Annotated in this window: 18 protein-coding genes; 6 read left to right on the top strand and 12 right to left on the bottom strand. The window is 53.2% G+C overall.

The features are described from left to right. A partial coding sequence (locus RID21_RS10500; protein WP_350188683.1) for a Calx-beta domain-containing protein occupies positions 1 to 4,230 on the bottom strand: 4,230 nt, incomplete at its 3' end. Between the two features lie 267 nt (positions 4,231 to 4,497). After that, positions 4,498 to 7,533 (bottom strand): choice-of-anchor Q domain-containing protein, encoded by a 3,036-nt coding sequence (locus RID21_RS10495; protein WP_350188681.1) that lies wholly within the window; start codon positions 7,531 to 7,533, stop codon positions 4,498 to 4,500. Between the two features lie 451 nt (positions 7,534 to 7,984). Between RID21_RS10495 and RID21_RS10490 the strand changes: the two genes are divergently transcribed. Then, positions 7,985 to 8,746: a TerC family protein gene (locus RID21_RS10490; protein ID WP_350188679.1), complete on the top strand. Its 762-nt coding sequence runs from the start codon at positions 7,985 to 7,987 to the stop codon at positions 8,744 to 8,746. Positions 8,747 to 8,794: 48 nt separating this feature from the next. Here the strand turns inward: RID21_RS10490 and RID21_RS10485 are convergent, their stop codons facing one another. Next, positions 8,795 to 9,808 carry a ThuA domain-containing protein gene (locus RID21_RS10485; protein WP_350188677.1) on the bottom strand — a complete coding sequence of 338 codons (1,014 nt, stop codon included), beginning with the start codon at positions 9,806 to 9,808 and terminating at the stop codon, positions 8,795 to 8,797. 309 nt (positions 9,809 to 10,117) lie between these two features. Between RID21_RS10485 and RID21_RS10480 the strand changes: the two genes are divergently transcribed. The 4 genes from RID21_RS10480 (at position 10,118) to RID21_RS10465 (ending at position 12,782) form a co-directional block, all read left to right on the top strand. Next, the gene (locus RID21_RS10480) at positions 10,118 to 10,864 is read left to right on the top strand and encodes an SDR family oxidoreductase (protein WP_350188675.1); all 747 of its coding nucleotides are present in this window, start codon (positions 10,118 to 10,120) and stop codon (positions 10,862 to 10,864) included. A gap of 130 nt (positions 10,865 to 10,994) precedes the next feature. Further along, entirely contained in the window at positions 10,995 to 11,765 is a 771-nt protein-coding gene (locus RID21_RS10475; protein ID WP_350188673.1) for a hypothetical protein, read from the top strand. Between the two features lie 38 nt (positions 11,766 to 11,803). Further along, the gene (locus tag RID21_RS10470; protein ID WP_350188671.1) at positions 11,804 to 12,298 is read left to right on the top strand and encodes a hypothetical protein; all 495 of its coding nucleotides are present in this window, start codon (positions 11,804 to 11,806) and stop codon (positions 12,296 to 12,298) included. A 46-nt stretch (positions 12,299 to 12,344) separates the two neighbouring features. Beyond that, complete coding sequence (locus RID21_RS10465) at positions 12,345 to 12,782, top strand: VOC family protein (RefSeq protein ID WP_350188669.1); 438 nt, start codon at positions 12,345 to 12,347, stop codon at positions 12,780 to 12,782. A 252-nt stretch (positions 12,783 to 13,034) separates the two neighbouring features. Here RID21_RS10465 and RID21_RS10460 read toward each other — a convergent pair whose 3' ends face one another. The 9 genes from RID21_RS10460 to RID21_RS10420 all read right to left on the bottom strand — a co-directional run bounded on the left by RID21_RS10460 (position 13,035) and on the right by RID21_RS10420 (position 24,454). Next, positions 13,035 to 13,562 (bottom strand): peroxiredoxin, encoded by a 528-nt coding sequence (locus RID21_RS10460; RefSeq protein ID WP_350188667.1) that lies wholly within the window; start codon positions 13,560 to 13,562, stop codon positions 13,035 to 13,037. 102 nt (positions 13,563 to 13,664) lie between these two features. Then, entirely contained in the window at positions 13,665 to 14,903 is a 1,239-nt protein-coding gene (locus RID21_RS10455; protein WP_350188665.1) for a YncE family protein, read from the bottom strand. An 82-nt stretch (positions 14,904 to 14,985) separates the two neighbouring features. Continuing rightward, positions 14,986 to 16,026, bottom strand: coding sequence for a cytochrome-c peroxidase (locus RID21_RS10450; protein WP_350188663.1), 1,041 nt, complete (start codon positions 16,024 to 16,026; stop codon positions 14,986 to 14,988). Positions 16,027 to 16,287: 261 nt separating this feature from the next. After that, positions 16,288 to 17,979 carry a hypothetical protein gene (locus tag RID21_RS10445; protein ID WP_350188661.1) on the bottom strand — a complete coding sequence of 564 codons (1,692 nt, stop codon included), beginning with the start codon at positions 17,977 to 17,979 and terminating at the stop codon, positions 16,288 to 16,290. A gap of 24 nt (positions 17,980 to 18,003) precedes the next feature. Further along, positions 18,004 to 19,698: a hypothetical protein gene (locus tag RID21_RS10440; protein WP_350188659.1), complete on the bottom strand. Its 1,695-nt coding sequence runs from the start codon at positions 19,696 to 19,698 to the stop codon at positions 18,004 to 18,006. 58 nt (positions 19,699 to 19,756) lie between these two features. Next, complete coding sequence (locus RID21_RS10435) at positions 19,757 to 21,412, bottom strand: hypothetical protein (protein WP_350188657.1); 1,656 nt, start codon at positions 21,410 to 21,412, stop codon at positions 19,757 to 19,759. Between the two features lie 17 nt (positions 21,413 to 21,429). Further along, positions 21,430 to 23,145, bottom strand: coding sequence for a hypothetical protein (locus tag RID21_RS10430; protein ID WP_350188655.1), 1,716 nt, complete (start codon positions 23,143 to 23,145; stop codon positions 21,430 to 21,432). Positions 23,146 to 23,150: 5 nt separating this feature from the next. Next, positions 23,151 to 24,056, bottom strand: a complete 906-nt coding sequence (locus RID21_RS10425; RefSeq protein ID WP_145192693.1) for an ABC transporter ATP-binding protein — start codon at positions 24,054 to 24,056, stop codon at positions 23,151 to 23,153. Beyond that, on the bottom strand, positions 24,053 to 24,454 hold the full coding sequence (locus tag RID21_RS10420) for a GntR family transcriptional regulator (protein WP_145045177.1): 402 nt from the start codon (positions 24,452 to 24,454) through the stop codon (positions 24,053 to 24,055). The genes RID21_RS10425 and RID21_RS10420 overlap by 4 nt, the downstream gene beginning before the upstream one ends. A 183-nt stretch (positions 24,455 to 24,637) precedes the next feature. Here RID21_RS10420 and RID21_RS10415 point away from each other — a divergent pair, with 183 nt between their 5' ends. Then, positions 24,638 to 26,107, top strand: a complete 1,470-nt coding sequence (locus tag RID21_RS10415) for a sulfatase (RefSeq protein WP_350188653.1) — start codon at positions 24,638 to 24,640, stop codon at positions 26,105 to 26,107. The last annotated feature ends 248 nt before the right edge of the window (positions 26,108 to 26,355 follow it).

The following is a 26,355-nucleotide window of genomic DNA, read 5'->3' as shown; positions in this document are numbered from 1 at the left end:
GAGTGCAATCAACGTCAGGTCGCTGGCTGGAGAGAACTCGCTGTGCTCTGCGGGAGTGGTATCGATGAACCAGCCATACCCGGCGGCGTTGACGTCGATGTAAATAGTACCGGCAGCGGCGCGGCCCAGGGTCTCATCTGCCAGGTCAACGACTTTGATGTCGATCTCTGAAAGCGTTTGCTGCTGTGCCGGGGAGAGCTGTGGAGTGATCTCTGCAACTGTGGAATCCAGCAGACTCTCGGCGGTTGATTGCTGGATGGTGGTTGCGGTTTGTGATGGTGGCGGTGCGGGAGCGACCGTTAACAGTTGATTCCAGGCATCGGGATAATTCTGGGGGTAAGTGACCGGAGTGTCTCCCGATTTATGCTTGCCATAGTTGGCCACGAACAGCAGCAGATCTTGAAAGTTGACCCGGTCATCCTGGTTATAATCAGCGAACCAGGCGTAGTCGGAAGAAGACTCGCTGGGCTTCTGCTGATAGACGGTTGCAAACCGCAGGAGATCACTGAAGTTGATCGCCCCGTCGTCATTGAGGTCATAAGGGTTGGCAAAGATGCTTGTCCCTCCCATCTGCTCGACACTTGTCGAAATAGGAGTATCACCAACGAGCTTGATCTGTTGTGAGCTGATATTCAGCCCCAAGTCATGAGGTCCAATACTTTTTCCGGAAAAATCGAGCTCAACCTGGTCATCAGCCAGAGACTCGAACTTGATGCGAGCAAATAAGACGTAACTGTCGGTGCCCAGATCGGAAGCAGTCGTTTCGGCATAAAGCCCTTCGATCGTGCCTGACGCATCGTTAATCAGACCATCCTGGCTTTGACTAAAACCTGGTCCAAACTCAATTTCTGTAGCAGAAGTTAATTCTGAGTTGTAACTGAGATCTAAACCCGCTGAGAATACTCCCTGGTCTTTCAAATTGCTGGCGTTGATCCAGAGCTCTGCCCAGTACGTTGACCACTCACTAACAGTACTCTGATGCTCGGGTAATAAACTGACTTCCCCATTGAGCTGAGTATTGGTACGAGAGGTAACAATTCGCTGCTCGAAAGATGCTGTGCGTTTGCTGAGACTGTAAACTGTACTGCTCGTAAAATAAGACGACTCATCTAGTGCAGCAATAAAGAGATTATCATTCTGAACTGCTATAAAAGACCTGCCGAAGTTCATACCAAATCCTACTCTCGAAAAGCTGGTTTCGATTTCGTTTGCAATCACAGTCTCTCTGAAACTATCCCACCCATCATCACTATCGTACACATACATAAAATCAAATTGGCCTGGAAGTGAAGCTGTGGTTCCAATTACCAGCGTTTGGCCATCAATATCAATGTACTTACCAAACCTCCCCGTATAGGGTAGTATGCTTTCCACTGAATTCAGTTTCGTTTCTAATGAATTACTCCAACTATTTTTTCCATTATAAATATAGGCAGCCCCCAGATTCTGTTTACCACCAAATGGTGCGCCTACTACAGCAATATCGCCTTCAATAGCTACCGAACTTCCAAAATAATCTCCATTCTGTAGATCGCTTCCTGTCAGTTTAGTTTCTATTGCGGAATCCCAGCCTGAAGCTCCTTTCCGAAATATGTAAGCGGCACCTCGATTCTCATTTTCGTCGGCACCTACAATGATTTTATCTCCGTCAATATCAACAGCAGTTCCGAAATTATCTCCCTGCATGCCATCTGATGCGGTGAGACTGGTTTCTGTCGGAGTCACAGTCGACCAGTCTGATCCGTTTTTCTGATAGACTAATACCTCCTCAAAGGCATTAGGATTTCCTACTATGATAGTATTATTTTGTATGGCTACATTAATCTCACGTCTTAGAGTGCGATGGAATTGAGCTAGTAATGGTGTCACGGTAGGGGCAATGGTCACCCAGTCCCGACCATTTCTGGTAAAAACATAGACCTCTGATTTTGTCAACGCAGTTTCGGAACTGATAACAATTGTGTCTCCATCAATGGCGACACTCATCCCGAAATATCTATCTTGCTCTGGCGCAGGATCAAACAGCGTTGTTTCATAGACCCAAAAGTCATCACCTTTAAAATCCCGCGTGCCTGCATCATTTTTCACATAGATATAAACAGCTCCAGTGGGAGCCAGTGTAGAGTCGGTGCCGGGAGCACTAATCACTAAATAGTTTTCAGAAACAGCAATGCTGTCACCAAACTCATCTAAAACATTATGACTCGTTGCAGTTTCAGTTGGACTGATCTTATCTGTAAATGTCCAGGAACTGTTTTCAAAGACGCCAAATGTAAATACACCTCCACTCAACCATCCATCCAAGCTCTCAAACGGAGAACCAATTACAACCGAATCATCTGAAATGGCAACCGAGAGAGCATAAGCGTAAGATTCATCGCCCGGGTAAGTCAGTATCGTTTCTGAGACCGTACTTCGATCCCAGTCAGCCCCCTCTCTTGTATAGACATACGCCAGCCCTGCACTCGCACCGTATGGTTCTCCTAAAACCAAACGATGATCACTTAATGCGACCGAATATCCAAGTTCGAAATTTGTATTTTCACTTGAAAATTTAATCTCTGTGGGTGACTCTGATATCCAATCTTCACCATTTCTAACAAAGAGATAAGCTGATCCATGGACCGTGCCGATTCCGTGTTCGCTAATAGCTCCTACCGCAACATCAGTTCCATTTGTTGCAACCGAGCTTCCAAATCCATCCCCTGCCATCCCATCAGAAGCGATTAATTTTGTTACCAACGGAGTACTGGTAACCCAGTTATCACCAACCTTAGTATAAACGTATGCAGCACCACTATTTGTTTCACTACCATCATCATTTCTGGCTCCAACGACGATGATATCACCATGAATCGCAACTGCTTCGCCAAACAAGGGAGTTTGGTCTGGAACCTCTTGCGTTAACTTCCTTATCGAAGGATTTGACCAATCCACACCTGTTTTCTCTAAAACATACGCAGAACCAGATACAACGCTACCTGATGCGTCTTGAGGTGCACCAATAACAATCGTATCTTCATAAATATCAAGAGAATTCCCGAAAGCTCCATAATAAAATGTCCCCTCAACCGTAATCACTTCAACTCGAGGAGTCTCTGTTTTCCAATCATCTCCTACTCGCGTAAAAACATAGACGCGATTTGATGTATCATATGGCGAACTTACAACAATTGTATCATCGTAAAGAGCAAGGGAAGAAGCAAAACGCGGCCCCAAATAGCTTGAGGGGATCAAAGGCTGTAAAATTGTTTGATAATCCCAAGTATCATCGGTTTGATCTGACGGTGTGCCTTGTTGATTTCTAGTATATACATAAGCAACTCCCACATTATTACCCACATTATTATTTGTGGGAGCCCCTATCACCATAACATCCCCATCGATGGCGACCGAACTGCCAACCTGATCATGAGTATGATTCGAGTGAACTGGATCAGCAGAATAAGAATCCTGGAAGACAAAATCGGAATCATCATTCGCGATGATTCCGGTCGCATCCAGGCTTTCCACGTTCCCTTTTAAAACACTTCCCCCTGTCGGGTTACTAATCCGGCCGAATACAGTCTCTGAAAGTTCCTGAAAGAGATCTCCCTGTACGGAGACATAAACGTAAGAAGTTTGAGATGTGTAATAAGAGTGTGCAGAAAAATGGACCGTTTCTGTATGTGCTGTATAGTCTTCACCGGCAACAGCCGTACCATTTATTGTTGTGAATTCAACGCTTGTATCAAAGTTTAAATCTCCTATCGATCCTCCCGTGCGAGTGATCGTAAATTTAAGTAATTGCCCGTCAGAATCACCTTCGACAATTTTTCCACCGGTGATTGTGAACACAGATCCCGGTAGCCCGTCGTCATTCAGAATGGTGCCTTGACCGATTCCATCGGCGATATCCAATTCAGAAAGAATTGACTCTCCACCTAGACGTGGATCACTGAGCACAAGAGAAAATGTCTCATCTAACTCCTGGACCTCATCATCGTGCACATGAACTGTGACCTGTGTCGAGAGCTCTCCCGCGGGAATTGTGACCAGCTTGTTGCTGAGAAATGTGTAATCATTATCACTGGCCGTATCTGTTTGGGTATTAACCCGAACTGTAACATCAGCCGCGGCTGCCTGGTCCAGAGAAATTTGAAACATAAACGTTTCGTTTTCCCCAGCGGTGACATCATCAATGCTGATCAGGGACGTCAACAGCGTGCGGTCTTCCAGAGTCTCGGCCACCGTTGAGATTACCGGCGGTGCAGCCGGGGAACCATGTTGATGGTTTCGTTTACCTCGCAGGCGGGATTTTCGATTTTGTCTGATCCGAAATTGCCTTTTCAGTCGAGGCAGCCAGAGTGATGGAGACATGGTGTGATAATCTATAATAATCGGGGGTAAAGACAGATTCAGAGGAATAGTAACAGCATAGCAAAGATCACATATGAATACCAATGCCATATGAACACAAATGAAGTGTCTGAAGCTCGAAAAATGAGACACCCTGGTTTAAAACGGACTGAGTTCGGTGTTGTCGGCGAGTGAGCCGAAGAACTCATCTGTGGCGGATTCCCAGTCAGGAAGGTAGCGAACGCCGGGCGCCAGTGTTTCCTGCATCAGACCGTTGGTGTCATGCTCATAGCCGAGCAGGTGGCTGAGTTCGTGCAGGATCACGGTGCGGAGATCGACAATTCCGCGTGCGGCAGCATTTCCATAAGGCGCTGCGATAAGCGTGTACGGCCCTGTCTCATAGAATTCGCTGTTGTCATCGGGAGTCTGATCCACGAACCAACCATAGCCGGCGGCATTGATGTCGATGTAGATCGTGTCATGCACGGTGTTGCTTAAAACGCCTTCCGGAAGATCGACGATCTCCAGATTAACCTGAGCCAGTTTATCATTTTCCTCGGTTGTCAGTTGTGGCTCCAGGGAATCCACCACCGCTGCCAGTACGGTCTCTGCGGCTGCCTGTTCGAGTGACCGGGGATTGACCTGCGGCAACAGTTCGGATTCGACAGCTAAATGTCTGTTCCAGGCAGTGGTGAAATTCGCTGGATAAATGACCTCGTTTTGACCGGCTTTACTCTTGCCGTAATTACTGGTGAAGAAAATCAAATCGCGGAAGCCGACATCCTGACTTTGATCCAGATCCGCGAACCAGGAAAAGTCGGAAGCAGCTTCTCGGGGACTGGTCCGATAGACGCTGGCAAACAGGATCAGATCACGGAAATTGATGTAGTCATCATCGTTCAGATCATAGGGGTTCGCGAAGACCCGCGTTGCGGGAGCAGCTGCCTGTACCTCTTCGGTTGCGAGGCCGCCGGTGAGCTCGATCACCGTCTGCTCAAGCGTGAAATCGGGACTTTGTGCGAGCAGCGTCTGGCCTGCGAGATCCAGGTCGATGCCGTCGTCGGTCGTTGATTCAAACCGGATGCGGGCAAACAGGACGCGCTGGTCGGCTCCCAGATCGGTCAGATCTGTTTCCGCTGACAGGTTGGTGATTGAACCGGTCAGATCATCAATCACACCTGTCTGATTGACGGTAAAACCGGCACCGTATTCAATGCTGATCGCGGATGTGATTGTTGTGTTGTAAGACAGGTTCAGGGAGGCGGACAGAATTCCGAGATCGGTGGTTGTGGGGGTGTCGATCCAGATTTCCAGCCAGTACCCGCTCCATTCATCGATCCAGTCCAGGTTGTCAGGGAGTGAGGCGATTTCGCCGTTGCTGTCTGTGGTCGTTCTGGAATCAACGAGGGTCAGTTCAATATGAGAGAAGGGGCTCTGAACTTCGAAGGCACCGATGTCAATGGCGGCACCTTGATAGCGTTCAAACCCGGTCCCGCGTGAGTCATGAGTTGTTTCGCGTCGATTGATGATGAAGGAATTCACATTCCCCAGGGCTTCATCATCGCCCGCATCGATGGCGGCACTTCCCGGGAGTAGTGCATGGGTTTTCATCAGGCCTCCATTGTCTCGCAACACCGGGTCCAGCAGGCCCACAACACTGTTCTGGAGAATGGTGTTGTATTGTGTGTAGTAGGGTAAAGCCTGAGGAATCGAAGGGGCGGAATTCCCGGCAATGATCGAATTTCTGATCATGCTGGTCACACTCCCTAACGAGTAAATACCACCGCCAATCTTGGCTGCCGCGTTTCCAGTCAACGTGGAATTGATTATGACAAACTCAGCACCGGTAGTCCCGAAAGCAATACCACCGCCAACCACTAATGCGGTATTACCGGAAAGCGTGCTGTTTTGCAGAACCAGTTTCCGGTTGGAATAGATGGCCCCTCCCCAGGCATCAGCGGAGTTCTGATCGAAGAGACTGTTTTGCACCGTTAAATTCCGGGAAGTATCACTAATACCACCGCCATAGAGCCGTGCCGTATTTTTGACAAAAGTAGATCCGGAAACGAGTATATTCGTCCCAGTGGAAGCGAGCGCGCCCCCCGAACTGGCGCCGTTTTCCGTAAAGTAACTGTTTTCAATGAAAGCCGTGTAGTAGGAACTGTAAAGCGAGACATCAGACCTAAAACTCACGGCCCCTCCGTTGGAGGTTGTCGTATTCCCCTGAAAGGTACTGTCAGTGATGCTCAATTCCGTAAAGACGGGAGTAAACGACAATGAATTATAATGATAGATTGCACCACCGCTGCCCGAACTGTTTTCTGTAAAGACCGTATCATCGACGGATAAAACTCCGTTCCGGACGCCAATCCCACCCCCTAACGTATCACTGCTGTTCTCTGTAAACGAACTGGAAGATACCTGCAGCTCACCGTCTTGGATCAGAATCGCGCCTCCCTCATGTGACGTTTGGTTTTCTGTGAAATCACATCCTGCGATCGACAGCAACCCCCCGGTACTGTAAATGGCGCCGCCGTACCAGTCGGCGCTGTTGCGAACAAACGTGCTGTTCGTCACCGTCAGATCGCCGGCACTATAAATGGCACCTCCAAAACTACCACCGTAGACAGGACCATCATTCAAAACACCGGCCTGATTATCGACAAATGTAACATCAGATACGGACAACGTTTCCAGACTGTGAATGGCGCCGCCGCTGGTGTAGTTGGCGAAACCATTGGTCAGTGTGAACCCGCTCAACTCTACACTGATTGAATTCTCTGCGTCCCCATCATCGATGCGAAAGAGACGGCGGGTTCCGTCGCCGCTGAGAGTCAGGTGTTCGGCTCCGAGACCGATAATGGTCACGTCATCTGTAATGACCAGCTCGTTATAGATCATGAGTGTCTGATCAATGAGACTGGCTTCGAATGTGATGGTATCCGCGCCTTCACTCCCGTTGGCGGATTGGATGGCGGCGTAGAGGCTACCTGCGCCATTGATCTCAGTGCTGGTAACCGTAAAGGTGGTCAACAGCGTGCGATCCTCCAGAGTCTCCCCACTGGTGCGAGATACAAGCGCAGGTACTGCCTCCGCATTTTGCCTTGAGTGGAGGTTCCTGCGTGAACGGGATCGTTTTGTCAGATGGCGGTAGAGACTCTGTTTCAGTGTGGAGAGCCACAGCGAATTATTCATGATCAAATCGGTGGGAAAGAGACTGGAATGGAAACGTGCGGATAGTTGAAAATTATATCTTCGTATACTATCAGTAGCTGAACCAAAGACAATATGCATTCAGCCAGAAACCCTCTATGATTCGAAGGCCTGCGACTCCCATGTGTCTTTAAGTCCACTAAAATAGTTGTCAAGCAGAGAGTTCGCTCCGTCTGGATCGGATATATCAGTTTTTTCACAATTCTGTTCGGATAGCTCGGTTCGCCCACTAATTACCTCTGGTTCGAAGATCTTGAAAGCTGCTGAATGGTGGGCATACTGCTGATTCCCAAGTCGTCTCTGGAATTTCAGCACATGGATCGGATTTCCCTGAGCCGGAATCTTGCACGTTGCGTTGCTGTGCTTTTCAGAACCGGCACGATGTGTATAATCCGGGTCCCACTGCACACCTTACATCCTGACAGGAGCCGCTATGTTTGAATGGATCGCCAGTCCTGAGGCCTGGATCGCGCTTGCAACCCTTGCCAGCCTGGAAATTGTACTCGGCATCGACAACATCATTTTCATTTCGATCCTGGTGGGACGGCTCCCTGAGAAAGAACGCGACCTGGCACGCAAACTGGGTTTGAGCCTGGCGATGATTGCCCGTCTGGTTCTGCTGTTCTCGATCTCCTGGGTGATGGGGCTGACCGAACCCTGGTTCTCCCTGTTCGGCTATGATTTTTCAGGACGCGACCTGATCCTGATTGGCGGCGGCCTGTTCCTGCTGGCCAAAGCGACGCATGAAATTCACAACAGCCTGGAAGGACCGACGGCCCACGAAAAGGCCTCGTCCACCGCGACGGCCACCTTCGGTTCGGTCCTGGTGCAGATCGGCATTCTGGACATCGTCTTCTCGCTGGACTCGGTAATCACCGCGGTCGGACTGGCCGACCACATTTCGATCATGGCGATTGCGATCGTCCTTTCGGTCGGCGTGATGCTGCTGGCTGCCAAGTCGATCGGTGACTTCGTCGACCGACACCCGACCATCAAAATCCTGGCGCTCTCCTTCCTGATCATGGTCGGCGTGACCCTGATGGTGGAAGGCTTCGAGGTCCACGTTCCCAAAGGCTACATCTATTTCGCGATGGCCTTCTCCGTCACGGTGGAAATGCTCAACCTGCGGATGCGGAAAGCGCACGCCGAACCGGTGCACCTGCATAAGAAACTGGAAGAGGGTGAGGCCAGCTGACTGACTTCACCCTCTACTGATCGATCACTGTCGCTCTGATACCTGTGATCAGGGAGTCTGCACGGTCGGTTCGTTGTCTTTCCAGTCGATCTCGGGAACGGTCTGCGTGACGTCGCCGGTCGCTGCCCATTCGGCGCCCCGCTGCAGGGTAATCTGAAAACCGGTCCCCTGCAGGGCGGTCGTATCGTGACCGAGGGTAGTGTGGAAGACGCGTCCTTTGCCGTAATCGATGACCATCATGATCGGTTCGTGCTCACCGGTTCCCCGTTCGCTGGGTTCGGAATAGGCGGTCGCCAGCACCTGGACATTCTCAGCCGGCCCGCGGAGTTTGCCGTAGACTTCGTCGGCAGGGTGCATCCATTCCAGGGGCAGGCCTTTCACGATCGGGTGCTCTGCTTCGCGAACCTTGACCACAACCGGAATTCGAGTGCCGTGCGTACCCCCACGACCGGCGGTGGTATCCTGTTCCCATTTGCCGTCCCGCAGACGCAGCATCGGACCGGATTTTTCATCGCGACCGGCCCAACCGCCGACGGCGATCATTTTGTTGTAAGCGTCCCACTCCGGAAACGCATTGTCGGCCGCGTGGAACGACACAAAGCCGCCGCCGTTTGTGACGTATTCGTCGAATGCCTGCTGCACTTCTTTGGGCCAGTTCTCGCCGTTGTAGTTACTGATGACGACATCGTACTTTTTGAAATCGGGACGCCACTGCTTCCAGAGTGCCGGGTTCTCTTTCTGCAATCGGGCGAGTTCGGCTTCCCAGGCTTTCTTGTATTCTGCGAACTGTTTTTCCTGTTCTTCCGTCAGCTTCTTGTTGGCCGGTTTCCGCGGTGGACGGGGAACGCCCGGCGGCGTAGTGGAAACTTCTACGGTGAATTTACCGGAGTTCTCCAGGATTTTTTTCAGCACCGGCGTCGTCTCCCGCCAGTTATGATTATTCTGCCCGTCGATCAACAGCACCGACAGCTTATCGCCCTGGTCCTGGGCTTCTGTCTGCTCGGCCTGAGCCTGACTGGCCGGCTCCCCTGCGGCACAGGAAAACAAACTGAAACAGCACATAAGCAAGAGACCATATTTTGACAATGACGGCGCGCACATCGACGGATTTCTCCTCTGAATCTGGAATGAGAATGAAGCCGACCCCCGAATCAGAGTCCCGGAGCCGATTCCTTTACAGTACCAGTCGCACCGATCCAAGTCACTAAAAAACACCCGCGGTTTCCGGAATTGCCGGCAATCATTGTCTGGAAAACGAAGTTCAGCAGACCGGTTTTCTGGCGGGGCTGTTTCATTTTCATGAGTCGCCTATAATAGTCATCAGAGATCCATTTCCAATTTCACTTCGTGTTTCATAGAAAGTGCTCGATCATGAAACAGGTTGCTATCATTACCGGCGGCGGACAGGGAATCGGCGCGGCGACATCCGTGCTGGCGGCCCAGCGCGGCTATGCGGTTTGTGTGAACTACCGGACCAACGAAACCTCCGCGGATTCAGTTGTCTGCCGGATTCGCAATGCGGGGGGCACCGCGATTGCCGTCCAGGCCGATGTCTCGAACGAAGACGAAGTCGAACGGCTGTTCCAGACCACCGACGAAAAGCTGGGGCCCGTCACGGCACTCGTGAACAACGCCGGCGTTCTCGAACAGCAGATGAAGTTCGAAGAGATGACTTACGACCGCTGGAAGCGGATTTTCGATACCAATGTGTTCGGCAGCTTCCTCTGCTCGCGAGCCGCGATTCGCAGAATGTCCACGCATCATGGCGGCCAGGGGGGCGCGATTGTGAATGTTTCCTCGCTGGCTTCCCGTGCAGGGTCCCCGTTTGAATACGTAGACTACGCTGCTTCGAAAGGAGCCGTCGACTCCCTGACGCTTGGTCTCTCGAAAGAAGTCGCAGACGCCGGCATTCGCGTGAATGCGGTCCGACCCGGCTTCATCGACACCGCGATGCACGCCAGCGGCGGCGAACCGAACCGCATCGAGCGGGTCAAAGCACAGGTCCCCCTCAAACGGGGCGGGACGACGGAAGAGGTTGCGTTTGCGATTCTGTGGCTGCTGTCAGACGAAGCCACTTATACCACAGGCAGCTTTATTGAAATTGCGGGTGGGAGGTAAAGAGCCTGTTGTAGCTTGACCGTTTACTCCCCTCACCCTGTCGCGGAATTCGGCCTATCCATTCCAACAGCGACTGCGATAGACTGCAGGCTGACACGCCCGCTCAACTCAAATCAGGAGGTACGAGCTGATGAATCAGAAATCACGTTTACGCACAACTCGAACCGGCAGACTGGTAACTGGTTTGCTGGCGATTTGCATCGCAGGGCTGACCGCGATGGTTCACAGCTCCGCTCACGCCGACAAGCTCCTTCCCGCAGTGCAGGCGAGTGAGAGTGACCTGTTTGAATCTGAGAGGCCGACGGCTGCGCAGATCGCTCGACAAAAACTGATCGCAGCAGCGCAGGCAGCACCGGACAAACTGCAGGCGATTGGTCTTCGCTGCTATAACCCCACCGGCTGGAAAATGCTGGTTTATCTGCCGCCTGACAAAACCTGGAAACTCTATGGTGCCATTCGCCCGATCCCCTTCCCCGTGCTGGTGAAACCCGCACCGACAGATGGCAACTTCGTCATCCGCGCTGCACCGCGGGGACGCATCATACAACTGGAAGGCTCGCTCAGTATCAACGATGAAGGGCATTGGCAGTTGTTCATGGAGACCGACCGATCCGTCATCCAGGGCACGGATCTGGCGGTTTTCAGTTTCTATCGTCCCGGCGACAACACCGGGGAAGCAATCGCCCGGTACATCACCCGGCAGGAACCTCAGCGAAGCTGCATCCGCGGCTCGGTGGGCACGCAGCATGTGACCCGCAAACAGAATGACAAGCTGGAACTGCTGAGCGCGCGGTATGTTCCGAAATCATTCGCAGGGGAAACGACGGCGGAGACGCTGCTCCCCGGGTACTGCGTCTGGATTCAAGCCACGCCGCGGGCCGGTGGGCAGAGCGGGAAATAAAGGTTAGTCGGCACTGGTATTTCACAGGATTCCTCAACATGACAAACCTGGAAGAGATTACGTCCATTGCCGCGTTTCTGGCGGCAACACAATGGAAGTGGAATCAATCATCCATTGAAGCGATCCTTGCTTCAATGGGCTGGCAACAACACGATTCGCTTCCCTACCGAGATGATTATTCGAGATTCAAGAATTTCGAGGCGAGTGTCTATAAAGAGGATCACAGCCCTTATCAGATCGAAATCGATATTGAAGTCTATCTCGACGTGGATGAACTTGATGCACGACAATTCGAAAACAAGATCGATGAATTCAAAGACAAGTTTTTCCGGACCACAGAAGCGATTGCCAACTCGCTAGGTAAACCCAATTTTTCCGACAGTTTTGCAGCAAGTGGTTTTCCTGATGATCAGGATGCGGTATATCTGACTTTATGGAATCTAAACACAGCACGCTTGATGCTGCAACTTAAGAATGAAGGGCGTGAAATCCCCATTCGACTTACCCTAGTGGTTGCGTCTATCAGCTTGTAACAGATCATTGCCCAAACAATAATCGGTTCTTCTTCAGGGAGAGAGCATGACCGTCAAGCGGATGGATAATGTGGGGATCGTGGTCGAAGACCTGGATGCCGCGATTGATTTTTTCACGGAACTGGGCCTGGAGCTTGAGGGGCGTGCGCCGATTGAGGGAGACTGGGCCGACGGCGTCACGGGATTGCGCGAGATGCGTGTCGAGATTGCCATGCTGCGTACGCCCGACGGTCACAGCCGGCTGGAGCTGTCCCGCTTTCTGGCACCGCCTGTGGTTGCCGATCATCGCAGTGCTCCCGTGAACTCCCTGGGCTACCTGCGTGTCATGTTCACGGTGGAGGACATCAACGAAACGCTGGCCCGGCTGGAGCAACACGGTGCAACGCTGGTAGGCGAGGTCGTTCAATATGCAGACAGCTATCGGCTCTGTTACATCCGGGGCCCGGAAGGAATTCTCATCGGGCTGGCCCAGGAACTGAAGTAGCAGACATCCGCGGAGTGTCGGTTTGTGATTACATTTTTTCCAGGATGACTATCAGGCAACCGAAATAGAAAACGCCCTGCGGCTAATTTTCTATAAAGGTCGGCGTTAAATAGCCTGGGTGGGATGGATCTCTTTAGAACGTTTGCCTTTGATGGTACTCACTCCGGCATCCCCCTCTCCCACCGCGCGTAAAAAAAGCAGGAGTCCCATGCGGGAAGCTCCTGCTTTGAATGCTTTGCAGCGGGGAAAGACTTAGAGAGTCTTTTCGCCTTTTTTCCAGTTACAGGGAACGTTTTCGCCTGTCTGGAGTGCGTCGAGTACACGCAGTACTTCGTCGACATTACGTCCGACGCTCAGCGGGTGGATGGCCAGCCACTGGCAGACGCCTTCCGGATCGATCAGGAAGATACCACGCAGTGAGATACCGAGTTCTTCTTTCAGAACGCCGTAGTCGCTGGAGAGCTTGTGAGTTCCGTCAGCGAGCATGGGGTACTTGAGGTCGGCCAGCTGGGGATCAGCGTCGCACCAGCCTTTGTGGGAGTACTTGCTGTCGGTGCTGGCGGTCAGCACCTGGCAGTTCCGTTCTTCGAACTTGCCGAGGGCATCGTTGAATGCAACCAACTCAGTCGGGCAGACGAACGTGAAGTCCAGGGGATAGAAGAACAGGCAAACCCATTTGCCTTTGAAATCTTCCAGTTTGTAATCCTTGAAAGAATCGGATGTGCGATCGTAACCCTGCAGTGCGAAATCGGGAGCGGGCTGCATTACTTGAGCTGTCATTAGTCTTGTCTTACCTTCAAAAAACGGTGAATCGAAATGTTTTTAAAATACAAGACACGGGCTGCCTGTCTGCAGGATCAACCCGTGTCATGAGCGTCAGTTTTAGAGACCAGCTTTGATGACGGAAAGTGAACCGGGAGATTTTTCCGGATCTTTTCCCTGAGTTCCAAAGGTGCTCAGATACAGGTTGCCTTCCTTGTCAAAGGCGATGGCTGCGGGCTTGTCGAGAGTGACAATCTGCTCGGCAGTCACTTTGTCGCCTTCGATTTTCAGTTCGAACAGACCACCTTTGGCAGCGTCGACCCAGGAGAAATCGGTGGCGTACAGTTTCTTGGTTTTGGGGCTGTAAGCCAGGCCGGCGATGTCGCTCAGGCCGGTTTTCAGGCTCTTGGTCAGCTTACCGGTTTTGGGATCGTAGAAGGTCAGCAGCGAATCGCCGGCGACGTTGACTTCACCCATCTGACCGACGACCAGTTCTTTGCCGTCGAGTGTGAAGGTGATGGCTGCAGGAGCATCAACGTTGGTTGCGGTTTTGGTTTCGATGCTGGGTTCCAGCGGACCGGCTTTGCCGTCTTTAACAACAGACTTGGCGACCCAGCCTTTGGTGTCGTCGCCGTTACAGGTCACGAAGATCGCTCCGTCGCCGAAAGCGACGCCGTAGAAGTTACCTTCGCCTTTAGCAGACTTGTCGCCAGCTTTGATCGGTCCCAGAGTCTGGGCTGCGGTGTCTTCCTTCACCCACTTGGCCAGTGGCTTGTCGCCGACTTTGTAGATGCGAACCAGTTCTTCACCATCGGGACGGCTGCCGTCACCGACGACCAGCATGTCCTTGCTCATGAAGGTCAGGCCCAGGGGTCCGATGTTGTACTTGGGACCTTTGCCGTAAACATCGGTCGGGTAAGCATCGATTTCGAGATCGACGGTTTTGCCTTTGGGGTCGTAACGGTAAACACCGTAGCGGCTGGCGACGAAGACGTGTCCGGTGCCTTCCTGGATGGCGATCCCGCTGGGGCTTTCCAGGTTGGTGACCAGGGTTTTGACGGTCACGGCCGGCTTTTTAGGTTCTTCTTTTTTGGGCTCCTCTTTCTTAGGCTCTTCCTTTTTGGGTTCTTCCTTTTTGGGTTCTTCCTTCTTGGGAGCTTCTTTTTTCTCTTCTTTTTTGGGCTCTTCTTTTTTAGGAGCCTCTTTCTTGGGCTCTTCTTTCTTCTCGGCGGCTTTTTTGTCGTCGCCTTTCTTATCACCTTTTTCATCGGCGATCAGATGAGAACTTCCAAGTGTCAGGCAGACTGCGGTCAGGCAGTACGCGCTGAGTTTCAAGATTTGTTGTAAATTCCACTGCATGGTGTTCATCTTCCTTTGAAAAGGGGATTTTCAATTAGTTTTCCAAAAACTCATCCTGTAACGCGAAATGTCCGCCGCGATCTTACTTGGGTAACTCGGGCATTTTATGATCAGGATAATTCGAACTGGTCAGGCCTTCCTTCATGAAGGTCACCAGATCATCCACTTCCTGCGGTGTTAAATTCAGCTTGAAAATCTCTTCGTCGAGAAATTCGTTGGGAACACCGCCTTTATTATAGTGTTCCACGACTTCTTTCAAAGTCTTCATACTGCCGTCGTGCATGTAGGGTCCGGACTTGGCAATGTCCCGCAGCGTCGGCGTTTTGAAGCTGCCGGTATCGCCGCCGAGGTTGCTGATGGTCTTGCGTCCTTCATCCGGTTTGTCCACATCCATACCCACGCCGATGTTGTGAAACGCGTTATCAGTAAAGTTGGGACCGGAGTGACAGGAACTGCAGGCCGCCCGACCGAAAAAGAGTGCCATGCCCCGCTGGGCTTCAGGCGAAAGGGCTTTCTTGTCGCCGGCTTTGAAACGGTCGTAAGGAGCATCGCCGCAGAGAATGGTCCGCTCGTAAGAGGCGATGGCCTTGGCGATGTTTTCTTCAGTCGCATCGGAGCCGAAGATCTTCTGGAACTGTGATTTGTAGCCGGGGATCTTATTGATCCGTTCGACAGCTTCCGGGAGTGTCAGGTTCATTTCGATCGGGTTGGCGATCGGTCCGAGGGCCTGTTCTTCCAGGGAGCCGGCCCGTCCGTCCCAGAAGTGGAAGTTGTTGTAGGCGGCGTTGATCACCGTGGGGGAATTGCGGCCCCCCTTCTGGCCTTTGAAGCCGGTCGCAAACTGATCGGCGTTGCTGTAACCCTTACCGGGGTCGTGACAGCTGGCACAGGAGATGGTGTTGTCCCGCGAAAGACGTTTGTCGAAATAGAGCTGCTTGCCGAGCGCGATTTTTTCCGGGGTCGGCGGGTTGTCTGCAGGGAAGGGAACCGGGGGCAGACCGGCGGGAACTTCGATGACGAAGTCCTCTGCCTGCGCAGCGACGGTACCGACGTGGATCAGCAGAGCGGTCGCTCCGCCTGCGATCAGGGTTCGCACGAATTTACGTTGTTTTTCCAGCGCCATTATCTCACCTCACTACGTGGACGACTTAAAAAAGCTGTATCGGGCGGATAACTGTTGTTGCAGTGAATGTGTGCACACAATTCACGACGGGAACGCTATGAAAATGGTGGTCCCGGAACAGAAAAGTTACCTCAATTCCATATTTTTAGTCGCTGCGCACAGGACTGCAAGTCACTATCGACGCTGAATTGAATTGAAAGTGAGATTTTCACAGGATTTACGACCGAAGGCATCAGCCGTAATTGCTTATTGTCCCTGAGCTTACCGGTGCCTATTCCAGCGGAGGGCCAGCGGAACAGTGGCGATGGGCGTCAGCGAAAGCGTACAGAGGGCGACCAGCAAGAGCTGGAAGAAGAACTGCTCATAATGATGCTGATTCAGGATAGGGCTCTCAATTACTCCAAAGTAGATTGCCACCCCTGTCACCCAGAGGATCAGGGCGGCGACTACGGTCGAGCCCCGAATCAGCCGTTTCTGGAAGGCGACAAGATAGGCGAATGCTGTTCCTCCCCAGATTAACAATGTAACACAGAGGAAGACTCCAAGCAGAAAACATTCAAATACCGAAAATGTTAAGATCACCAGCTGGCGAGAATAGGCGTCGCTCAGATAACTTCCGACACCGACGATGAGGGCAAAGCCTGCCAGGATTGATCCGATGACACCAAAGATAAACCGGGTGCTCCCCGTCCAGAACAGGGAGATGACATTCGCGGCGATGATCCAGAAGGCGAAGAGGTAGATGCATCCGTAGATCAGCAGGGTGCCTCCCACGCGGACCAGATTCCAGTCGAGCAGTGCCGGCCCTTTCACGAGTAAGAGGGTGACGATGGTCATCAGCAGTCCTGCTTCGGTCAATAGAAATATCGTCACCACGGACCTGACGAGGTTGCGGAACAGGGTGTGACTGAACTCGCGATCTGACAGAGGTGCAGTCGCCAGGAAGGCTTTCATTTCTTTCCGTCCCGGTACGCAGACACTTTCGCCAATCTGGAAGGCGGAGAGGATGGCCGCCAGCACGCCGAAGACGGCGACGATTACCAGGAATCCATCGGCCCATTGATGCAGGGTCGAACCGAAGCCGGTCATGGTGATCAGGTTGACCACCCAGACCGCGACTCCCGCCACCATGCCACAGTTAAGCACTGTCCGCTGACAGCCATCGCGCCAGTGCAGTCGCGAGAGTGAGGTACTGACGGAAAGGGTCTCGGACCGGCCGCTGGTTGCGGCGCCTGTTACGATCGATTCATACCAGTTTTGTAAACGGCGCCAGTGCGGGCTGTGAGTGGCGAGTCCTGCGCGAACCCGCGCAAACTCCCTGGTACCGAAATACCAGGCGCCCACACTGACGACCAGGAGAGTCAGAAATTCGGAGAGCGTGACGTGTTTCCAGGAAATAGCGCGTGCCTGAAACCCTTCCGGGTAGTAGCGGGCCACAAACCACCAGCACATCCCGATGACCAGGCAGGTCCAGCAGACAATGCGGGTGAGACTGACGGCATACAGGCCCCAGTAAATCGCATGGCTGACCAGGATTACCGTCACCATGAACAGCAGCGGTCCTAACAGGGGCCAGTATTCGGAGAGCCAGTGCGCATCGAAAAACAGCAGTCGATAGGCGCCATTGGTGACCAGTTGCAGCACGACGACGAGGCTGACGGTGGCCAGCATCATCCAGGTGGCGATCGGCGTGGAACGCACGGGCAGCCCCATACAGATTTTATGGGTGCCCTGGATGGCGTTATAACCGACGGCCAGAAAGAGGATCGACGAAAGAATCAGGTACATGATGTTGACGCCGAACAGATCTTCCTGCGCAAACATGCGGCCCGGCTCCGGGAATACCAGCCGATACATTAACGGACAGAGCACCAGCACCGAAACCGCGAGCAGCGCACCGGCCCAGGCCCGTTTCAGGAAGAGTCGTGTTGTCGTAACCAATGCGGCGTTCATCAAAGCAGGCTCACTTTCAAGTGTTTAGCGGTGGCGGTTCCAGCGAATGGCCAGTGGGATTGTGGCAAACGGTGCCAGCAGCAGTGCCAGCACAGCCGAGTACAGGAAAAAGAAAAACCACTGCGGCCGGCCCTGATACAAGGAAGCAGTCTGCAGAATTCCCACCACGATCGTCGTGACACCCAGCGCGAACAGCAGGCCGCAGCAGAGGGTTTTGCGTTTTGAAATCAATCCCTGATACAGGGCACCGGTGTAGGCGATCAGGGTGCCTCCCATGATCAACGCATACACGAGCATTAACATGGCGACGACGATGAACCGCGACAGCATGAAATCGCGGAAGATGGTTTCGAGCAGATTAATCGTGACGATATAAAAGATGAGTCCGCCGAATACGACGCCGACGGTGGTGTTGATGAACCAGGTGCGTCCCGTCCAGAGCACAGAGACTGCATTCCCGGCGAGCAGCCAGAACCCGGAAAACGCCAGCAGGATCTGCGCCAGATACTCTTGTTCGTTAATAAGCAGTCGGCCGAGCTCTTTCGCCAGGGCTGGTCCCCAGAGCAGCGAGTTGATCGTCAGGCTGAGCAGCAGCGCACCGAAGATCATCGCCAGCGTGCAGAGACAGGTTTTGATCAGATTGCGAAACAGCCGCCGGATCAGTTCGGTATCTTTTAAAGGCGCGATCGCCAGGTAGCGTCGCATCTCCGCGCGTCCCGGATTGCAGATACCATCCCCCAGCATGAAGGCGACGAGGATGGACGAGATCAGACTGGTCATCAGTGTGATCATCAGGCAGCCCTGGGCGGCGTCAAGGATATCTGAGGGATCCATACGATGCTGCGCACCGATGGCCAGCGTGACCCCCAGTTCCATGCAGCCGAACAGAAGTCCGGTGAAGATGACGGCCCGATGACAGGAATCCCGCCAGTGGAGTTTCGCGAGTGTATCGCTGCGTGAGAGGGGGACCAGCGGCTGATCGAGGATGGCCCCGGTCAACAGTGCGTTCCACCAGAGCAGCATGCGTTCCCACGCAGGGCTGGGAACGGCGATTCCCGCGCGGTACAAGGCGAAGGACCGCGTGCCCTGATACCAGGCTGTAATGCAGACGATTTGCAGCGTGACGAATTCGCCCAGCGAGACCCGGCTCCAGGGAATCAGTTTTGCGTGGAAGCCTGCCGGATAGTAGCGGCTGATGAACCAGTAAAACATGCCCACAATCACCGCGGCTCCCACTCCCAGGCGGGTAAAGCTGGGGGCGTGCATCATCCAGAACAGGCAATGTCCGACCAGGATCAACGAGACGATAAACAGTAAGGGGCCGAGCAGTGGCCAGTAGTCGGCCAGCCAGTGTTCGTCAAAAAACAGCATGCGATAGGCCCCGCTGGTCAGCAGTTGTAACAGCACGACCAGTCCGACCATCGTGAACATCATCCAGCTGGCGATGGCTTTCGAACTGACGGGGAGCGTGAGACAGAGCTTCTGGCAGCCCGACTGTGCATGCAGGCAGACTCCGAGGAAGCCGACCCAGGAGAGCCCGAGGTACGCGAAGTGGTAGCCGGTGAGATCGTGCTCCATGTATTCCAGGTTCAGTCCCTGCATCCGCGTGAGCAGCACGAATGCCAAAGGTCCCAGGATCAGGGTACCGACAGCGAGCAGCGCCCCAAACCAGGCCCGTTTACAAAACTGTTTCGTCGTTACATACAAGGCGGTTGTCATCACCACACCTCAAATTTCAAGTTACGAAAAACACAAGCACGATACAGGACAGCCACCATCACCGATGTCGATTCCACGAGATCGCCAGGGGGATCGTCGCGAAGGGGAGTACGGTGAAGATCATTAAGCCAGACATTAAAAGCAGGTCTGATTTCGAGAAATACCAGCAGGCGACACAGAGTAGTAGAGAAAACAGGGTCGCCCGCCAGATCGTCTTCCCGCCGATCAGAGCAGAGCGATACGCGTGCAGAAAAGCGAGAACTGTTCCCCCCAGGATCAGGCAGGCATCCAGCAGAATCACTGGCGTGCGTAAGACGGGCAGCAGTTCACTCACGGAAACGGAAATAAACAGCAGCACAGGAAGCGAGAGTACAACCCACCAGCCAACGCCTCGGCGAGGGACCCAGCAGACTGAAATGAAATTCAGCATGATGGACCAGTAAGACAATATTGCAATGACTACTAAACCGATCACATTTTTAACCAGTTGATATTCGACCAGCCACTGCCAGTCTGAACTGATCACGCCCAGCCCGTGTATGAGGGCATAGAGGAGATAACTCGCTCCAAGGCCGATTACAACAATCGCCAGCAGCATCAGCATCCCGGACTTGAGAATGTTCTGCATCAATGCTGCTGCAAGTTCCCGATCTGTGAGAGGGACGGTCCCCCAATAGTCCTTCATCTGCTGTTTCGCTTTGGGTGAAAGTGAGAATGCCTGCTTGCCCCCCAAAACGACACCAGCAAACTGCAGGAACAGGTAGGTCAGAAAGAACACAGGCAAGATGTAAAGAGGCCCCAGATTTGCACCGGGTTTCGCCCAGATGAAAAACGCAGCCAGATTGCAACAGAATGCCACTCCCGCCAGAACGAATCCGATGAGCACACTACTACGACAGGAGTCCCGCCAGTGCGTCTCCTTCAGTGTGGCGATCGCGGTTTGCGTCTGGGGATCAGTTTCTCTCTCAGAGCGCGCCCCCACCGCCAGTGTTTTCCACCCTTGCTTCAAAAGTTCCCAGGCGGGACTGGGAAGTGCCGTACCGGAACGGATCTGTGCGAAGGCAACGGTTCCCAGGTACCAGGCGCCCAGCGAGACGCCAAGCATGGTCGCCCCTTCTCCCGGTGTCACCCGAACCCAGGGAACGACCTCTCCGCTGAATCCATGGGGATAAAACCGGGAAACGAACCAGACCAGCATCCCGGCGATGAAGCTGACAGAGGCACCTAGTCGTGTCAGACTGGGTGCCTGCAGCAACCAGAAAACAGCATACCCAACCAGTGTGAGCGTCACGAGAAATAACAGGGTTCCCGTGAGTGGCCAGTAATCGGACAGCCAGTTCTGGTCGAAGAAGAGCAGGCGGTAAAACCCATTCGTCGCCAGTTGCATTGAGAGAAAGAGCGTCACCACGGTGAACATCATTCCGCTGGCGATGGTACGAGAGGGGATCGGCAGCCTGAGAAAATACTTCTGGAAGCCTGTTGTCACGCCAACAGAAACACCCAGAAAAGCGAGGCTGGACTGGAACATATAATAGCCGAAGAGGAAGCCAAATTCGAAGACGCCGGCGTTACCACAGCCCCCCGGGGCCGCCATCAATTCCTGTATTTTTAAAATCACGTAGGGCCCCAGCACGAACAAGGCCACGCAAAACAGTGCCAGCGGCCAGGCACGCTTCCAGATGAGTCGAGTTGTCATGACAAAGGCGGATGACATTCGAGTACCTTGAACAATTAACGATGCCGGTTCCACGAGACCGCCAGGGGGATCGTCGCGAAGGGGGTGACGAGGGTCGTGAGCAGTACAAACGCAAAGAATCGCAGGCCGTTCTCTCCTGTTTCCTGAAAGAAGAAGTTGGAATTATAAATACTGAAGAACAGCGATTTGTAATCATCGGCTGACAAAGACCAGGCAAACCAGCCGGAAAGCAGACAGAAAAGAACAGCTCCCAGAACCGTAAACCTGGTGATCAGTTCTTTTTTCAAGGCAACGACGAAAGCCGTCAATGTTCCTCCCAGAATGCAGGCCGAAAGAATCAACAGATAGCCTAGCAGCAGGCCCGTGATCGATTCGGTACTCATGAACGAACTGAACAGCATGAACGAGACACAGAGTCCTCCGAACATCACAATCAATGCAAAATAAAACCAGGTACGGCCTGTCCAGAGAATTGAGACCAGAGTCGTGCTGATTCCCCAGAAAACAGCTGATGAGAAAAACAGAAAGGGAACGGATTGGGTTGACAGTACAGAGATATAGATTTCCCAGTTCTGCATTGTCATCACAGTACCATTTGCCCCGAAATATAAGAGCATTGTGACATGGCTCAGAAGACAACTCAGCAGCAGCAGATCATATGTCATACCGACCGCCTTCATCAGATTTCTCATCAACAGGCTGGAAAAAGCATGGTCACTTAAGGGAACTCCACCCAGGTAGTTCTTCAGTTCTGTTCGCCCCGAGTTATTGATTCCATCACCGATTTGAAATCCCACGAGCATAGCGGCAAGTAAAAACAACACGCTGGTTACACAGCCGATACTATTCAGGTAAGCAACTAAAGGATTCCACGAGTCAGCCCTCCACAAAAAGAGAACGAAGCTCAACAGCACTCCCAGCACGCCCAGATACAGCCCGGAAATTACTACAGGGCGACGGCAGGAATCAGACCAGTGTAAATGTGCCAAGGCTGACCGACTCGAAACAGGAGTAACACGTTTTCCTGTCAGGAGATGATTCCACCTGGCAACAGCCTGTTGCCAATGTCGGCTGTGCATTGCTGTTCCTGAGCGAACCTTTCCAAATCCATGAGCTCCCTGGTACCAGGCGGCACTGCTTGCCCCCAGCATGATCAATCCATCCGCCAATGAAACATGACGCCAGGGAACACTGGCCTCATGAAAACCGTTCGGAAAATATCGCGAAAAAAACCAATAGAACAATCCTGCAACCAGGCTCCCCCAGACAGACAGAAAAGTAAAACTGAGACTGAATCTGCTCCAATACAGTGCATGACCTGTTATCAGCAGAGTCGTTAAAAACAATAATGGCCCCAATACCGGCCAGTCATTGACAATCCAGCGCTGATCGAAAAACAGGATTCGGTAAATCCCATTCGTCACCAGATCAAGCAGCATGACGGCCCCTGCTGTGAGCAGAACTAAGCCACTGAAAATCCGGGGCGAGGAAACAGGAAGTCGGAAAAGCGTTTTTTCACAATCACGTAAGGCATACATGCAAATCGCGAAAAAGAAGATCCACGACATTCCCAGAAAAGCAAAGTAATAATCAAAGGGCTGGACCGAGACTCCATATGCGTCCAGCTTCTGCAGCGACATCAGGCCACGAAATACAAGCGGCAACAATACCAGTGTGCTCACAGCGAGCAGCATCCCAAGCCAGGCCCGTTTACAGAACTGTTTCGTCGTTACATACAGGGCAGTTCCCATGGTACTCAGTCCTTAAACGAACTCCGGGCAGCTGATTTCATGCGGGCTACGAAGATTTCTTCCAGGGTGGGGGCCGTCTGGGCCAGGATTTCGGCGTCCAGGTCTTTTAAGGCGGCTTCCAGTTCCTGTCGCTGGCCGTTGCAGATGATGTCCCATTCCTTGCCGGATCCGGTCCAGGTCAAGGCGCCCGTCAGTTGCGGAAAGAAAGGTTGCGGCTCGGCGAAGCTGACCGTCAGTCGAAAATGCGAGACCAGAACTTCGTCCAGCGGGCTGGTGAGCAGCAGCTGGCCCTGGTCGAGAATGGCGACCTGATCCGAAACGCGCTGCACCTCGTCCAGCAGGTGCGAAGAAAACAGTACGGTGCGGCCTTCATCGACGACCGTGCGGATGATGGCGTCGAGGATGTCTTTGCGGACCAGAGGGTCGAGGCCCGACGATGGTTCGTCCAGCACCAGCAGCGGAGGACGATGAGCGAGCGCCAGCAGAAGCCCGGCGCGGGCCAGCTGACCACGGGAAAGCGTGGAAACTTTCTGTGTCATCGTGAGTTCGAACATCATCCGCAGCTCTTCGGCGTAGACCGGATCCCACTTGGGATAGAAGGCCCGCGTGAATTCAAACAGTTCGCGAATCGTCATCCAGGGGGGTAGGTCGCGAGTTTCGGAAAGATGTCCGATGCGACTCAACACGCCCGGCGGATCGGCGACCGGATCGAGACCGAAGACCCGTACGGTGCCGGACTGCGGTTTGAGGAAGCCGAGAATGTGTTTCAACAGCGTGGTTTTGCCGGCGCCGTTCTCGCCCACGAGACCGAAGACGGCCCCTTCGGGTACGGAGAGACAGACGTTGGCCAGGGCCTGCTTCTTGCCGAAGCGACGGCTCAGATTTTCGATTTCAATGACGTGCGTGCTCATGGTTCGACCTCTTGGGGGTGTGCATCAAACTTACGGCTGCGCTCCCGCAGCAGCTTCAGCAGGGTCTCTTCATCCACGCCCAGCTGACGCGATTCGGTCAGCAGGGCATCCATGCGTTCGTTGAGAATGCGGCGTTTTTCTTTACTCGAGAGGGGAGAAACGCCACTGGAAATGTAAACACCGGAACCGCGTCGGGAGATCACAACTCCTTCGGCTTCCAGCTCACGATAGGCGCGGGCCACGGTATTGGGAGTGATCGTCAACTGTTGTGCGAGCCCGCGCACCGAAGGGAGTTGATCGTGCGGCTGCAAACGCCCCGAGGCCACCAGAAACTTGATCTGGTTTACGACCTGCTGGTAATACGGGGTGCCGTCCGCTTCTGAGAGTTGAATCTGCATTGTTTCACTCCTGAAAACTGTATCAACACAGTAATACAGTTAAATTCAAATGTCAACCACTTTTTTCAGAAATCCAGACGAACTCCCGGGCACGGCGATCCAGTGTTGCATCCCCCCTGATGAGTCTGCAGAATAAAGGACGCGTAACCTTTTCTCCCTGCATCTCTTATAGAAAGTTGTTCCATGCCTATTTCAGGCAGACGCCCTCGACTGCTGGTGCTCGCGCTGTTGCTGCTCCTCTGCCCTGTTGTCTCCCCCTCGCTGTTCGCCGCTGATAAACCGAACGTGCTGTTCATCGCCGCCGACGACCTGCGGTGCGACCTGGCCTGCTATGGTCATCCGCTGGTGAAGACGCCGAACCTCGACAGGCTGGCGTCGCGGGGCGTTTTGTTCAAACAGGCGTACTGCCAACAGGCGTTATGCAATCCGTCGCGGGCCTCACTGATGACGGGCCGCCGACCGGACAGCCTGGAGATCTGGAATCTGCCGAAACACTTTCGCGAAGCTGATCCGAATATCGTCGCCCTGCCTCAGCTGTTTAAACAGAACGGCTATTTCACGCAGAACATCGGTAAGGTGTATCACAACTGGCGCCAGAAAATCGAAGGCGATCCCGCCTCCTGGAGTGTGCCTGCCGTTTTGCATTACGCGCGTCACGATGACGATCAGCCGCAACTCAATAATAACCGTGAACTGCCGATGAATCTCGCAACCGCACCGCGGACCGAGCGACGGGACGTCCCCGACTCGGCGTACTTCGACGGACGGATTGGTGACCTCGCGGTGAAAGCACTGAAAGGCTTCGAACAGAAACAGCAGCCGTTCTTTCTGGCGGTCGGCTTCTGGAAACCGCATCTGCCTTTCAATCCTCCCAAGAAATACTGGGACCTCTACAAAGAGAGTCCCGTGAAGCCGGCCAGTAATTCAAAGCCTCCTCAAAACGTTCCCCAGATCGCTTTGCACGACAGCCGCGAACTGATGCGAGCCGCGAAAGGGGAACTGACGCGAGAGCAGATCATCGAGATCCGATCCGGTTACCTGGCAGGGATCAGTTTTCTCGACGCGCAGGTGGGTAAGATGCTGGATGAACTGGATCGTTCGGGGTTGAGCGATAATACGATTATCGTTTTCTGGTCCGATCATGGTTTTCACCTGGGAGAACATGGACTGTGGTGTAAGACGTCGAACTTCGAAAACGATGCGCGTGTGCCGCTTTTGATTTCGGTGCCGCACATGAAGACGGCGGGCGAGTCTTCCGATGCACTGGTGGAACTGCTCGATATGTATCCCACGCTGGTCGAGCTCTGTCACCTGCCTGCTCCCGAGAAGCTGGAAGGCAAGAGCCTGGTGCCGGTACTGGAAGATCCCACAAAGACCGTGAAGCCGGCTGCTTACACGCAGCATCCACGGCCCGCGTATTACAAAAAGCAACCTGAGAACATGGGTGTTTCGGTGCGTACGCCCCGCTATCGTTACACGGAATGGCGTGATTTCAAATCGGGAAAAGTGATCGCGCGGGAACTGTATGATCACGACAGCGATCCGGAAGAGAACATGAACATTATCGATCACCCGTCGGATCAGGGGGAGTTTGAAAAAGCGATGCAGTTGCTGGAGAAACAGTTTCCACGGAAACCGGGTGGGAAGGATTGAGCAGTTTGTCCACACGACAAACCGGCGGGTGGGCCCGAATGTAATTCGGGCCGAGCGCAGCGAGCAGGAGGTTGCGGGGAGAGCCTGCGATTGAGGGTAGCGGCACCGATGATTGCCCCTGTTCGAAGCAGCACTGTCGGACAAGCCGTCAGCTGGCACCCGGTCTGGGATCGATGATTGTTATTCGATAGATATATACAGTAGAGTGAGGGGTGGTTTCTCACCAGGCAACATCGATTCTGCGACCT

Origin of the sequence: Gimesia sp. (assembly GCF_040219335.1) — a bacterium.
Classification (GTDB): domain Bacteria; phylum Planctomycetota; class Planctomycetia; order Planctomycetales; family Planctomycetaceae; genus Gimesia.
Note: the sequence above shows the minus strand (reverse complement) of the source record. Positions and strands in the feature narration are given on the sequence as shown.